The following is a 13,978-nucleotide window of genomic DNA, read 5'->3' as shown; positions in this document are numbered from 1 at the left end:
ATATCCGGATCCAGGTAGTATGAGCGTCAATCTCAAGGATAAGATCGCCCTCGTCACCGGCGCATCGCGCGGTATCGGCTATTTCACGGCACTGGAACTGGCCAAGGCCGGCGCGCACGTGATCGCCTGCGCCCGCACGGTCGGCGGGCTTGAAGAGCTTGACGATGCCATCAAGGCTGCCGGCGGCTCGGCAACTCTCGTTCCTTTCGATCTTGCCGACATGAATGCCATCGACGCGCTCGGCGCCTCCATCTACGAGCGGTGGGGCAAACTCGATATTCTCGTCGCCAATGCGGGTGTCCTCGGCGTGATCTCGCCGATCGGCCATGTTGAGGCCAAGGTGTTCGAGAAGGTGATGACGATCAATGTCACCGCCACATGGCGGCTGATCCGTTCCGTCGAGCCGCTGCTGATGCGCTCCGATGCCGGTCGCGCCGTCATCCTCTCCTCGGCCGCCGCTCATCGCTGCCGGCCCTTCTGGGGCCCCTATTCCGCCTCCAAGGCGGCTGTCGAAGCTTTGGCCCGCACCTGGGCCGGGGAAACACAAAGCACGCCGCTGCGCATTACCAGCGTCGATCCCGGTGCTACCCGCACCGCCATGCGCGCCCAGGCGATGCCCGGCGAAGATCCGGATACGCTGCCACATCCGCGAGAAGTCGCCCAGGCAATCGTCCCGCTCGTCGGTCCCGACGTCACTGAAACCGGCAAGCTTTTCGTCGTGCGCGAGAACAAGCTCGTCGGCTATCGGATGCCGGAATAAAAACATCCTAGGCCTTTACGCGAGACGCCTTATCCCTACTTGACCAAATTCATCCGGCGCGCGATAAAGCCGCCCATGAAAACGGTTATCTGCATTATCTGCCGGAAGATTATTCGCTAGCGTTTCGCTGGCCTGGCCGTTTTCGTCTCCCAAAATCCAAGATGACAAACGTCCGGCCTGCCGGTGACGGTATTTTTCGGATTTATGCCTTGGGAGAATGATATGGCCGCCGAGCCGCAATTGAAGTTCTACAACACGCTGACGCGCGAAAAGGTCGATTTTCAGCCGATCGACCGCAACAACGTCCGCATGTATGTCTGCGGCCCGACGGTCTATGACTTCGCTCACATCGGCAACGCCCGCCCGGCCATCGTCTTTGACGTGCTGTTCCGGTTGCTGTGGCATGTCTACGGCGCGAGCCACGTCACCTACGTCCGCAACATCACCGATGTCGACGACAAGATCAACGCGCGCGCGTTGCGCGATCACCCCGGTCTGCCGCTGAACGATGCGATCCGGTTGGTGACGGAAAAGACCGAGCAGCAGTACCGCGAGGATACGACTGATCTCGGCTGCCTGGAACCGTCGGTACAGCCGCGGGCGACCGACAATATCGCGCAGATGATCGCGATCATCGAAACGCTGATCGACAAGGGCCATGCCTATCGAGCGGCCGGAGAGGTGCTGTTCGACACCAAGTCGATGGCCGATTACGGCCAGCTTTCGAAGCGCAATCTCGATGAGCAGCAGGCTGGCGCCCGCGTCGCCGTCGACGAACACAAAAAGAGCCCCGGCGATTTCGTGCTGTGGAAACTGTCGGACGAGAACGAACCGGGCTGGGAAAGCCCCTGGGGCCGCGGCCGTCCGGGCTGGCATATCGAATGCTCGGCCATGAGCGGGCGCTATCTCGGCGATGTCTTCGACATTCACGGCGGCGGGCTCGACCTGATCTTCCCGCACCATGAAAACGAAATCGCCCAGTCGCGCTGCGCGCATGGCACGCATGCGATGGCGAATGTCTGGATGCATAACGGCTTCGTGCAGGTCGAAGGCCGCAAGATGTCGAAGTCGGAAGGCAATTTCGTCACCATCCACGAGCTGCTGCAGACAGAGAAGCTCGGCGGCCGGACATGGCCGGGTGAGGTGCTGAGGCTTGCGATGCTGATGACGCATTATCGCGAGCCGATCGACTTTTCCGTCAAGCGCCTTGAGGAAGCCGAACGGCTAATCGCGAAATGGCCGGCAGCTGACGTGAGTGGGGCGGCTCCGGATGAAACAGTGCTTGCCGCACTCGGCGACGATCTCAACACGGTCGCCGCCATCCAGGCACTGCATGCCCTGGCACAGGCCGCCAATGCCGATGCCAGCCTCCTGTCGGTCTTCGCGGCCAGCGCCGATCTTCTCGGCCTGCTGCCGAAGAAGGCGGAGATCGACGAAGCTGTGGTCGCAGAGATCGATGCCAAGGTGCGCCAGCGTCTGGAGCTGCTGAAGGCGAAGAACTTCGCCGAGGCCGATAAGCTTCGCGAGGAGCTGACGGCCATGGGCATCCAGCTCAAGGACGGCAAGGATGCGGCGACGGGTGAGCGCATCACGACTTGGGAGATCAAGCGGTGAGTTTTTATACCCCCCTCTGTCACTTTCGTGACATCTCCCCCACAAGGGGGGAGATTGGGGGGAGTTTGCCGCTCTTGTGCACGCAAACACGAAGCCTAGTCTCTGCAAGTTCGATGTCCATTTGGGCCGAGCGAGCGCTGCGGGTTAACAATCTCCCCCCTTGTGGGGGAGATGTCCCGACAGGGACAGAGGGGGGTAACTTGCCGCATACTCCAGTCCCACCCAAAATCCGCAGCAATGCCCGCCGCATGCGCAAGGTCATGACGGACGCGGAACTTCGGCTCTGGAATGAATTGCGCGCACATCGCCTCATGGGTCTCGGCTTCCGCCGGCAATTCCCCATCGCCGGCTACATTGTCCATTTTGCTTGCCCGACCGAAAAGCTCATCGTTGAGGTCGATGGCTCGCAACACGGCAATGCGAGTGATCAAACCTATGACCGGGTCCGCACCCTACGCCTTCAAGCAGACGGCTGGACTGTTCTGCGTTTCTGGAACGACGATGTCCTGAAGGATATCGATAACGTCTGCATGCATATTCTCATCGTCGCCGGAAAGGATAGATCATGACCGTCTCGACCTACACCGGCGGCTGTCAATGCGGCGCGGTTCGCTTCCGGGTGCGGGGCGAACTGAAGGATGCGTCGATCTGTCATTGCCGCATGTGTCAGAAGGCATTCGGCGCCTATTATGCGCCCCTAGTCTCGACGCCTGGTGCCGAACTCGCATGGACGCGTGGCGAGCGGAAGGTGTTTCAATCATCCAACTATGTGAAGCGCGGCTTCTGCGGGGATTGCGGCACGCCGCTGACCTATGAGGCGCCCGATGGCATTGCAGTCGCGACCGGCGCGTTCGACGATCCCTCACGACTGCCGCCTGTCGTGCAATATGGTACGGAAGCCAAGATCGGCTTCGTCGATGGGCTGCATCTGTTGCCCGGGCGCTCGACGGAGGAAGACGCTGCGCAAGCGCCCTTCGTGCTGAACATCGTGTCCAACCAGCATCCTGACCACGATACGGCGGCATGGCCACCGGAGGGCGGCAAATGACAACGGTTGCAGGGCATAGCGGCGGATGCCAATGCGGCGCGGTTCGCTATCGCACCGCCAGTGCGCTCGGCTATCCGCATCTTTGCCATTGCCGCATGTGCCAGAAGGCATCCGGCAATTACGCCCTCCCACTGGGGAGTGCCAAGCGTGTCGATTTCGAGCTGACGCGCGGCGAACCCTCGTGGTTTCATTCGTCGGATCTTGTGCGCCGCGGCTTTTGCGGCACCTGTGGTACACCATTGTTTTACGACGTGCCCGGCACGGATTCCATCAATGTGACACTTGGTTCATTGGATGAGCCAGCGGCGGTCCAACCCGTTGCGCAATCGAACCGCGCAGGAAAAATGCCCTGGTTCCAGGCGCTCGATGCACTACCGATGGAACCGGATGAGGATAGCTCGGATCGTGCGATATCGATCAGGCTCTCCAATCATCAACATCCCGATCACGATACCTCAAGCTGGCCAGAGGAGAAGAGCTCATGAGTGAAGCCACCAGAAGCGGAGGATGCCAATGCGGCGCGGTGCGGTTTCGCATTCGCGGCGAGCTTGGCCGCCCGTCGATCTGCCATTGCCGCATGTGCCAAAAGCAGTTCGGCAACTTCTTCTCCGCCCTCGTTACGGCACCTGAAGATGGCCTGGAATGGACGCGTGGCGAGCCGACCTATTTCCAATCCTCCGTCAACATCGATCGCGGCTTCTGCAAGAACTGCGGCACGCCGCTGACCTACCGTCATCCGGGCGGCCTCGAAATTGCCATCGGCGCCTTCGACGAGCGCGACGATCTCGCTCCGCAGATCCAGGTCAACCACGCCTATCGCCTGCCATGGGTGGAGACGATCTTCGAAAAACCTGTCTATCAGGATCCGGATTTCTATTCGCGGCAGGAGCAGATCATTTCCTTCCAGCATCCCGATCACGATACCGATGTCTGGCCGGCGGAGGGACTGAAAATATGACCGAAGTCCTGCGCACATTCTATCCGGAAATCGAACCCTATGCTTCCGGTCACCTCGATGTCGGCGACGGGCATGTGATCTATTGGGAACGGGTGGGAACGCCCGGCGCCAAGCCCGCCGTCTTCCTGCATGGCGGTCCGGGCGGCGGCATCTCGCCGAGCCATCGCCGCGTATTCGATCCCAGGCTCTACGACGTGACCCTGTTCGACCAGCGCGGCTGCGGGCGCTCGACGCCGCATGCAGGCCTGGAAGCCAACACCACCTGGCACCTCGTCGCTGACATCGAGCGGCTGCGCGAAATGGCCGGCGCGGAAAAATGGCTTGTATTCGGCGGCTCCTGGGGCTCGACGCTGGCGCTCGCCTATGCCGAAACGCATCCGGAGCGTGTTTCTGAGCTGGTCGTGCGCGGCATCTACACGCTGACGAAAACCGAGCTCGACTGGTATTATCAGTTCGGCGTCTCCGAAATGTTCCCCGACAAATGGGAGCGTTTCATCGCCCCGATCCCACCGGAAGAGCGTCATGAAATGATGGCAGCGTACCATCGGCTGCTGACGCATCCGGACAAGGCTGCCCGACTGGAAGCCGCCAAGGCATGGTCGATCTGGGAGGGCGAAACGATCACGCTGCTGCCGGAGCCGGCCACCAGCGACCACTTTGCCGATGCGGAATTTGCCCACGCCTTTGCCCGCATCGAAAACCATTTCTTCGTCAATGCCGGCTGGCTCGAAGAGGGCCAACTGCTGCGCGACGCCTACAAGCTGAAAGACATTCCCGGCGTCATCGTCCATGGCCGATACGACATGCCCTGCCCGGCCAAATATGCCTGGGCGCTGCACAAGGCTTGGCCGAAAGCGGAATTTCATCTGATCGAGGGCGCGGGCCATGCCTATTCGGAACCAGGCATTCTCGATCAGTTGATCCGCGCGACCGATAAGTTTGCCGGGAAAGCATAGGCCGAATAACGCCCCTCACCCTAACCCTCTCCCCGCACGTGGGGGAGAGGGAGCGACTGAGCAAGAAAACCGGTTCGCCGGAGGAAACAGTATGACACGCGAAAAAATCTATCTCTTCGACACGACGCTCCGCGATGGCCAGCAAACGCCCGGCATCGATTTCTCGGTCGAGGACAAGATTGCGATTGCGACCATGCTAGACGAATTCGGCCTGGACTACATCGAAGGCGGTTACCCCGGCGCCAATCCGACCGATACGGCCTTCTTCGATGAGAAGCGCACGAGATCGGCCAGCTTCGTCGCCTTTGGCATGACGAAGCGCGCCGGGATCTCCGCCTCCAATGATCCCGGCCTTGCGAGCCTGCTGCAGGCGAAATCCGACGCGATCTGTTTCGTCGCCAAGAGCTGGGATTACCACGTCAAGGTGGCACTCGGCTGTACCAACGAGGAGAACCTCGAAAGCATTGCCGAAAGCGTCAAGGCGGCCATCGCCGCGGGCAAGGAAGCCCTGGTCGATTGCGAGCACTTCTTCGACGGCTACAAGGCCAATCCAACCTATGCGCTTGCCTGCGCGAAGACGGCCTACGATGCGGGCGCCCGCTGGGTGGTGCTTTGCGACACCAATGGCGGCACGCAGCCGCCGGAGGTCCGCGCCATCGTCGAAGCCGTCATTGCCTGTGGCGTTCCCGGGCACTGTCTTGGCATCCATGCCCATAATGACACCGGCCAGGCGGTTGCCAATTCGCTTGCCGCAGTCGAGGCAGGCGTTCGGCAGATCCAGGGCACGCTGAACGGCATCGGCGAGCGCTGCGGCAATGCCAACCTGATCACGTTGATCCCGACGCTGGCGCTGAAAAGAGCCTACAGCGAACGCTTCGAAACGACGATCGATGCCGAGCGGCTGGTGGGCCTGACCGGTCTTTCGCATGCCTTCGACGAACTGCTGAACCGCTCTCCGGACCATCAGGCGCCCTATGTCGGCGCCTCTGCCTTTGCTACCAAAGCCGGCATCCACGCTTCGGCGCTGCTGAAGGACCCGCGCACTTACGAGCATGTGCCGCCGGAGAGCGTCGGTAACTTCCGTAAGGTCATGGTTTCCGACCAGGGCGGAAAGTCGAACTTCATCAACGCCCTGAAACGGCGCGGCATCGAGGTCGGCAAGGACGATCCGAAGCTCGACCAGCTGATCCAGATCGTCAAGGAACGCGAAGCGACAGGCTATGCTTACGAAGGCGCGGATGCGAGCTTTGAACTTTTGGCGCGGCGCACGCTCGGCACCATCCCGGAATTCTTTGCGATCGATGGTTTCCGCGTCATGGTCGAACGCCGCTTCGATTCCCATGGCCGGGTGAAAATCGTCTCGGAAGCGGTCGTGAAGATCATCATCGATGGCGAGACCATCATGTCGGTTGCCGAGGGCGACGGCCCGGTCAACGCGCTCGACCTGGCGCTGCGCAAGAATTTCGGCAAATACCAGCACGAAATCGACGATCTGGAACTGGCCGACTTCAAGGTGCGTATCCTCAATGGCGGTACGGAGGCCATAACCCGAGTCCTGATCGAGTCGACGGATAGCGACGGCGTACGCTGGTGGACTGTCGGCGTATCTGAGAACATCATCGACGCATCGTTCCAGGCGTTGATGGATTCCGTGATCTACAAGCTGATGAAGAACCGGCACATGGCAGGCAGAATAGCGGCGGAGTAATCCGCCGCCCATCAAAAAGCTTGACGATGCCGTCAATGAAATGAATTAGCCATGCCGCATGCATTGGGGTAATCCCGTCTCAAATAACAGAGAATGACGGGAAAATTCATGGCCACCGACGCGGTCAAACCTGAAATCAAGAACAACGACGCAGTCCGGGGCTTCTGCTTCGCGATGACGGCCTATCTCTTCTGGGGCATTCTGCCACTCTATATGAAGGCGCTGGCGCATATCCCGGCTTTCGAGGTCATTGCCCATCGCATCGTCTGGTCGGTTCCCGTCGCCGGCATCGTGCTGCTGGCGCTGGGGCGCCTAGGTGACGTGAAGGCGGCGTTTCGTAATCCGCGCACGATCGCCATGGCATCGCTGACGGCAGCGCTCGTCACCATCAACTGGGGAACCTATGTCTGGGCGATCGGCGCCGGCCATTCGCTCGATGCTGCCCTCGGCTACTTCATCAATCCGCTATTCAGCATTGCGCTCGGCGCCATCCTGCTCAAGGAAAAGCTTGCGCCGACGCAGATCGTCGCGATCTGCCTTGCAGCCGCCGCCGTCATCATTCTGACGGTGAAAGCCGGCACCGTGCCCTGGGTCGCGTTGTCGCTGACCTTCTCCTGGGGCTTCTATGCCTTTTTCCGTAAGACCCTGTCTGTCGGAGCCAATCAGGGCTTCTTCATCGAGGTGCTGCTGCTCTGCATCCCGGCAGCATTTTACATCCTCTATCTGGAAGCGCGCGGCGAAGGCCATTTTTACCAGACCGGCATTTCGGATACCGCGCTTCTGCTCGGCTGCGGGCTCGTGACGGCGCTGCCGCTGATGATCTTCGCCAATGGCGCGAAGCTTCTGAGGATGTCGACCATCGGCATTATGCAATACATCGTGCCGACCATGGTCTTCCTGATCGCCGTCTTTTTGTTCAAGGAGCCCTTCGGCACGACGCAGCTGATTGCATTCTCGCTGATCTGGGCCGGTCTCATACTCTATAGCTGGTCGATGCTGCGTCAGAGCAGAGGAGGCTAACCAGCGGGCCTGGTTAGCAAATCCCCGGTCAAAGCTTGGAAATGACGGCCTCTTCGCCGCCGCGATCTCCGGGCACTTCCGCAGCGTGCTTGCGGATGGCGGGGATAATGTCGGCGATCTTGTCGATAACCAGCGGCTGGACGCGGTGGGCGGTATGGACGAAGCCCTCTTCCGTCATATGGCGGATGAGCTCCATCATCGGGTCCCAGAAACCGTTGATATTGGCGAAGACCATCGGCTTTTCGTGACGGCCGAGCTGACCCCAGGTCATGATCTCGACGATCTCTTCCAAGGTGCCGATGCCGCCCGGCAATGCCACGAAGGCGTCGGCGCGCTCGAACATGCCGTGTTTGCGCGCATGCATATCAGGCGTTATGATGAGCTCGTCGAGCTGACCGAGCGAATGGCGCGTCGCTTCCATATCGACGAGGAATTCCGGAATGATGCCGGTAACCTGACCGCCGTGCGATAGCACGCCGCTCGCGACAGCGCCCATGATGCCCTTCGTTCCGCCGCCATAGATCAGGCGCAGGCCGTTTTCGGCAATGCTTTTGCCCAGTTCGCGGCCGGCAGCCATGTGAGAGGGATCGCGCCCCGGCCGTGAGCCGCAATAGACGCAAATGGTTCGAATTGGCGTGGAATCGTCGGTCATGGATGCAAACAACTATGCTGCAGATGCTCAGTCAAGATTTTTCAAAGGAAAACTTGTGCCGGGACATGCGAAAATGGCTGAGAAAGCTTGTAAAAGCAGCCGAAATCGCTAGCAATTTCAGGAGTTGCGACGACTTCGCCGCGTGGAGATGAATGATGATGAAGAACCGTGCCGGGTGGCTGGCTCTGTTGGTGTTGGCAATTGCGACCCTGTTGATGGTCTTCTTCGTGATGCCGCGCATCAACGGTGACAAGACCCCGATCGGTGATGCCGTCAATCAAGCCAGCAACACGGTGAAGAACACCATCGACGAGAACGCGCAGAAGGCCGGCGAGACTGCACAGAACGCGACGAAAACCGCGCAGAATGCCCTCAACACAGCAGATCTCACCAAGAAGCTGACCGAGCTGACGGGTGCGGCAACCACCTCGCTTGCCGATCTCAAGGCGCTGTTCAAGGATGGCAACACACCGTCTCAGGATACCTTCACTGCCGCAAAGACGAAGGCAACCAACGCCCTGCAATCGATCGTCGGCTTCGCGCTTCCTGAGGGAATCGACGCAGCGACGACGGGGCTTGTGAAGAAGGTACAGGACGGCGCTGGCAAGGCGCTCACCATCATCCAGTCTCTCCCCGACAATACCGCCGAAGCGAGTGCAGCAATCGACAAGGCTTTCGCAGCGCTAACCGGCCAGCCGGCGCCTACGACGGCTTCTGCAGCCAATCCTCGCGTACCATCATTCGACGTGTTGCGCGTCGAGCCGGATGGCTCCACCGTCATCGCTGGTTCGGCCGAGCCGAATGCCAAGCTGGAAATCGTCGACGGCGAAAAGGTCGTCACCACCACCAATGCCGGCCCGAGCGGCGACTTTGCCGCCGTGCTCGACAATCCGCTGCCGCCTGGGGACCACGAACTGGTGCTGCGCGCTACCGGCAAGGACGGCAAGGCCGTCAATTCCGAGGAAGTCGCCACTGTTTCCGTGCCGAAAGACAATTCCACCCAGGTCCTCGCGATGGTGTCCAAGCCAGGCGCTGCAAGCCGCATCATCACTGCGCCTTCCGCCAAGCAGGGCCGCGTGACCGCCGGCGAACAGGACGCGTCCGCGGCTGGCGCCCAAGCCAAAGCGACGGACAAGCCGGCAGCCACGGCAGACGCCAAGCTGCAACAGGATGGTACGGCGGTCGCATCCGCCAATCCGGCAGCCGGCACGGCAACGCCGCCGGCAGCAAAGGCGGAAGCGGATCAGGACGTCATGGTCAATGCGGTGGAGATCGAAAACGATTATATCTTCGTTGCCGGCACCGCGAAGCCGAATGCCAAGGTCCGCGCCTATGCCGACGACAAGCTGATCGGTGAGAACGTCGCGGGTGCGGATGGTCATTTTGTTGTGGACGGACCCATGCCTCTTGCCGTCGGCGATCACAAGATCCGCGTTGACGTGCTCGATGGCGCCGGCAAAGTCGTGGTGCGGACCAGCGTCAACTTCACCCGCCCCGAGGGCAATCAGGTGACGGTTGCGGCGCAGACGCCCGCCGCCAATGGTCAAGCGCAAGCGACCACGGCAAACATGGTACCACTCGACGAGGGTGAGCTTGCCAAGCTCAAGGAAGGCGCCGGCAAGGCTTTTGCGCTGCTGAAGGGCCTCTTTACCGACGGTAAGCAACCGAATACGGAACAGCTCGCAGCCGCCCGCTCCGGCACGGAAATCGCGTTGAAGTCGCTCTTCGAATTCCGGCCGACCATCAACGCCAGCGCCGCGCTCAAGAAGGCGGCGGCCGATGCCTCCAGCGTGGCCGGCAAGGCGCTAGCTGCTCTCGTCGCCTTGCCGAAGGACCCGAAGTCGGTCGGCGCCGCCCTGCCTGGACTCGAACAGATGATCGCCGTTATCACGGAGCCTGCTCAGACAGCACCGGCACAGCCGAACACAGAGGTCTCATCCAACGACAGCGGCCCGAAGACGCTCGAGCAGGCGCCCCTCTCGCAAGATAGCAATGCCGTCATCATCCGTCGCGGCGATACGCTGTGGCAGATTTCGCGCCGCATCTACGGCGCGGGCGTGCGCTATACGACGATCTATTTGGCCAATGAGGACAAGATCAACAATCCGGACCGGATCCTGCCGGGTCAGGTCTTCGGTCTGCCGAAGGACGCATTGCCGAATGCCGAGGCGCTTCATCGCAAGCGGCTTTCGGGCGAGCATCTCTAGCAGCAACGACGGTCCATCGTGAACATTGACAGCGGCCAGGCTCATCAGCGCCTGGCCGCTGCTTTTATAGGGCATGAAAATAGTATAAGCGTCCCCCAACCTTTATAGCCTTCGCACGATAGCCAGTCTTGGCTGGGAAGGCTCGTCAGCCGGCTGTGCAAACATTGCCACGCCCGGCTGCCCAATCATTCGCCGGAGACGGACATGGCAGGCCAGAAGAAAACCATATCGGCGGATTCCAGCAATCCATTGAATACAATCGTCAATCTCTGGCCCTATATGTGGCCGAGCGGGCGCATGGATCTGAAGATGCGGGTGGTTTGGGCGACCGTCTTCCTGCTGGTCTCGAAATTCTTCCTGCTGCTGGTCCCCTACTTCTTCAAATGGTCCGTCGACGCGCTGAACGGCAAGCTCGACATGCAAGGCATTCTGCCTGCCTTCCTCGTCGGCGCTGTCGCCTTGATCATCGCCACGAACGCGACGCGCCTGATCCAGCTCGGCCTCAACCAGCTGCGCGATGCGCTGTTTGCGAGTGTCGGTCAGTATGCGGTACGCCAGCTCGCCTATCGAACCTTCGTGCACATGCACGAGCTGTCGCTGCGTTTCCATCTGGAGCGCAAGACCGGCGGCCTCTCGCGCATCATCGAGCGCGGCACCAAGGGCATCGAGACGATCGTCCGCTTCACGATCCTCAACACGTTTCCGACCTTCATCGAATTCCTGCTGACCGCCATCATCTTCTGGCGCGGCTATGGTTTTTCCTATCTCGCGGTCACGGCCGTCACGGTCTGGCTCTACATCTGGTTCACCGTCAAGGCGAGCGACTGGCGCATCTCCATCCGCCGGACGATGAACAACAGCGACACCGACGCCAACACCAAGGCGATCGATTCGCTGTTAAACTTCGAGACGGTCAAATATTTCGGCAACGAGGAGATGGAAGCCAAGCGCTTCGATCAATCGATGGAACGATACGAAAAGGCAGCCACCAGCGTCTGGACGTCACTCGGCTGGCTGAACTTCGGTCAGGGCCTGATTTTCGGCCTCGGCACGACAGTGATGATGGTCATGTCCGGCTGGTCGGTTCTCAACGGTCAACACACGGTCGGTGACTTCGTCTTCATCAATGCCATGCTGCTGCAGCTCTCCGTGCCGCTCAACTTCATCGGCTTCGTCTATCGCGAAATACGCCAGGGCCTGACCGATATCGAGGAGATGTTCGATCTGCTCGAGGTCAGGCCCGAGGTGGTCGATGCGCCTGACGCCAAGGAACTTGTCATCGGTAATGGCGCGATCACGTTCAAGGACGTGCATTTCGCCTATGATCCGGCCCGGCCGATCCTGAAGGGCATTTCTTTCGAAGTTCCGGCCGGCAAGACCGTCGCTGTCGTCGGGCCTTCAGGCGCCGGGAAATCAACGTTGTCGCGCCTGCTTTATCGTTTCTACGATGTGCAAAGCGGTACGATCACCATCGACGGCCAGGATCTGCGAACCGTCACGCAGAAAAGCCTGCGCAAAGTCATCGGCATGGTGCCGCAGGATACCGTGCTTTTCAACGATACCATCGCCTACAACGTCCGCTATGGCCGGCCGGGCGCAAGCGAGGCGGAAGTGACAGCGGCCGCGGAGATCGCGCAGATCGGCGACTTCATCCGCCAATTGCCGGAAGGCTTCGAGACCAAGGTCGGCGAACGCGGCCTCAAATTGTCCGGCGGCGAGAAGCAGCGCGTGGCGATCGCGCGCACCGTTCTTAAATCGCCGCCCGTTCTGATCCTCGACGAGGCGACCTCGGCGCTCGACACGACGACCGAGCGCGAAATACAGGCCGCCCTCGATGTCGTCTCCAAGAACCGCACGACACTTGTGATTGCTCATCGTCTGTCGACCGTCGTCGGCGCGGATGAAATCATCGTGCTGAAAAGCGGTGTGATCGCCGAGCGCGGCACACATGCCGAACTGCTGGCACGGAACGGGCTTTATGCGTCCATGTGGAACCGCCAGCGCGAGGCGACGCAGGCCGAGGAGCATCTGAAGCAGGTGCGCGAGAACGACGACCTGGGCGTTATCGACCGGCTGGCGCCGGCGAGGTGAAAAACTGCGGATGCATTGAATTATGTCCCTACGGCAACGTCGAGTGCATAGTGTTTATGCACCGATTGCTGTCACGAGACTGAGATGACAGCTTGCTAGGTACGAGGGTCTTTTGAACGGAGCCCCCAAATGCGTACTTTTGCCAAAGCTTTAAGCCTGTTGCTCGTCGTCGGCCTGGCCTCGCCGGTTTTCGCCGAAGATGCCAAGCCTTTCGCCGATGCCAAGGAGATCAACCTTCTCGATCTGTTGCCTCCGCCGCCCGCCAATGATTCCGCGCAGATGAAGGCGGAGCTCGGCGAAATCCTAACGATCCAGGTGACCCGCACACCGGAAATGGCGGCTCGCGCCGTGGCCGATGCCGAAGAGAACGTCTGGCGCTTCTCCGACGTCATCGACAATCCGAAATTCACCAAGGAAAACCTGCCGAAGTTTTCGGCCTTCTTCGATCGCGTCGTCGAGACCGAAGGCGCCGTCGTCGATCCAGCCAAGGATGTGTGGAAGCGCCCGCGCCCGCATCTCTACAGCGACCTCGTCAAACCGATCGTTCCGCTCTCCAAGTCCGGCTCGTATCCGTCCGGCCATGCCACTGTCGGCACGCTGATGGGCATCGTGCTCGCGAACATGGTACCGGAAAAGCGCGCCGTCATCATGGCGCGTGCCTGGGAATACGGCCATAACCGCATCGTCGGCGGCATCCACTACGCCTCCGATATCGAAGCTGCCCATATTGCAGGCACCGTCATCGCCGAAACCATCATGACGCATGACGATTACAAGACCGAGTATGAAGGCGCCAAGGCTGAGCTACGCGCCGCCCTCGGCCTCTGATTGCCAAGCTGCCGCAAACGAGCCGCCGGAAAGCCTCCGGCGGCTTTGCCATCACTCGATCCTCGAAGTCAGCAAGAACGCCCAAACGCGCCTCCCAAAAACAACATGTGGTTTGCGGCTGCATGATTCGCGCGTA

13 protein-coding genes are annotated in these 13,978 nt (G+C 60.5%); 12 read left to right on the top strand and 1 reads right to left on the bottom strand.

The annotated features are described in order from the left end of the window. Positions 1 to 19 precede the first annotated feature (19 nt). From AC13RE_RS09385 to rarD, 9 genes are all read left to right on the top strand, one after another. Entirely contained in the window at positions 20 to 760 is a 741-nt protein-coding gene (locus AC13RE_RS09385) for an SDR family NAD(P)-dependent oxidoreductase (protein ID WP_488562739.1), read from the top strand. A 222-nt stretch (positions 761 to 982) separates the two neighbouring features. Then, entirely contained in the window at positions 983 to 2,374 is a 1,392-nt protein-coding gene (cysS, locus tag AC13RE_RS09380; protein WP_488562738.1) for a cysteine--tRNA ligase, read from the top strand. Between the two features lie 200 nt (positions 2,375 to 2,574). Continuing rightward, positions 2,575 to 2,943 (top strand): endonuclease domain-containing protein, encoded by a 369-nt coding sequence (locus tag AC13RE_RS09375; protein ID WP_488562737.1) that lies wholly within the window; start codon positions 2,575 to 2,577, stop codon positions 2,941 to 2,943. After that, complete coding sequence (locus AC13RE_RS09370) at positions 2,940 to 3,422, top strand: GFA family protein (protein WP_488562736.1); 483 nt, start codon at positions 2,940 to 2,942, stop codon at positions 3,420 to 3,422. Before AC13RE_RS09375 ends, AC13RE_RS09370 begins: the two co-directional genes overlap by 4 nt. Continuing rightward, on the top strand, positions 3,419 to 3,907 hold the full coding sequence (locus AC13RE_RS09365; protein ID WP_488562735.1) for a GFA family protein: 489 nt from the start codon (positions 3,419 to 3,421) through the stop codon (positions 3,905 to 3,907). The genes AC13RE_RS09370 and AC13RE_RS09365 overlap by 4 nt, the downstream gene beginning before the upstream one ends. Beyond that, positions 3,904 to 4,380, top strand: coding sequence for a GFA family protein (locus AC13RE_RS09360; RefSeq protein ID WP_132716226.1), 477 nt, complete (start codon positions 3,904 to 3,906; stop codon positions 4,378 to 4,380). Before AC13RE_RS09365 ends, AC13RE_RS09360 begins: the two co-directional genes overlap by 4 nt. Then, positions 4,377 to 5,336, top strand: coding sequence for a prolyl aminopeptidase (gene pip, locus AC13RE_RS09355; RefSeq protein WP_488562734.1), 960 nt, complete (start codon positions 4,377 to 4,379; stop codon positions 5,334 to 5,336). Before AC13RE_RS09360 ends, pip begins: the two co-directional genes overlap by 4 nt. Before the next feature lie 91 nt (positions 5,337 to 5,427). Next, complete coding sequence (gene cimA / locus AC13RE_RS09350; protein ID WP_132716224.1) at positions 5,428 to 7,044, top strand: citramalate synthase; 1,617 nt, start codon at positions 5,428 to 5,430, stop codon at positions 7,042 to 7,044. Between the two features lie 108 nt (positions 7,045 to 7,152). Continuing rightward, on the top strand, positions 7,153 to 8,064 hold the full coding sequence (gene rarD, locus AC13RE_RS09345; RefSeq protein WP_488562733.1) for an EamA family transporter RarD: 912 nt from the start codon (positions 7,153 to 7,155) through the stop codon (positions 8,062 to 8,064). 28 nt (positions 8,065 to 8,092) lie between these two features. Here the strand turns inward: rarD and AC13RE_RS09340 are convergent, their stop codons facing one another. Then, positions 8,093 to 8,716, bottom strand: a complete 624-nt coding sequence (locus tag AC13RE_RS09340; protein ID WP_015339326.1) for an LOG family protein — start codon at positions 8,714 to 8,716, stop codon at positions 8,093 to 8,095. Positions 8,717 to 8,871: 155 nt separating this feature from the next. Here AC13RE_RS09340 and AC13RE_RS09335 point away from each other — a divergent pair, with 155 nt between their 5' ends. The 3 genes from AC13RE_RS09335 to AC13RE_RS09325 all read left to right on the top strand — a co-directional run bounded on the left by AC13RE_RS09335 (position 8,872) and on the right by AC13RE_RS09325 (position 13,842). Then, positions 8,872 to 10,923, top strand: coding sequence for a LysM peptidoglycan-binding domain-containing protein (locus AC13RE_RS09335; protein ID WP_488562879.1), 2,052 nt, complete (start codon positions 8,872 to 8,874; stop codon positions 10,921 to 10,923). A 204-nt stretch (positions 10,924 to 11,127) separates the two neighbouring features. Next, positions 11,128 to 13,014, top strand: a complete 1,887-nt coding sequence (locus AC13RE_RS09330; protein ID WP_488562732.1) for an ABCB family ABC transporter ATP-binding protein/permease — start codon at positions 11,128 to 11,130, stop codon at positions 13,012 to 13,014. Positions 13,015 to 13,143: 129 nt separating this feature from the next. Continuing rightward, positions 13,144 to 13,842: an acid phosphatase gene (locus tag AC13RE_RS09325; RefSeq protein WP_488562731.1), complete on the top strand. Its 699-nt coding sequence runs from the start codon at positions 13,144 to 13,146 to the stop codon at positions 13,840 to 13,842. The last annotated feature ends 136 nt before the right edge of the window (positions 13,843 to 13,978 follow it).

The organism is Martinezella sp. CNPSo 3959 (assembly GCF_057784355.1).
The sequence above is the reverse complement of the archived record's forward strand: the minus strand, read 5'-3'. Positions and strand labels throughout refer to the sequence as shown.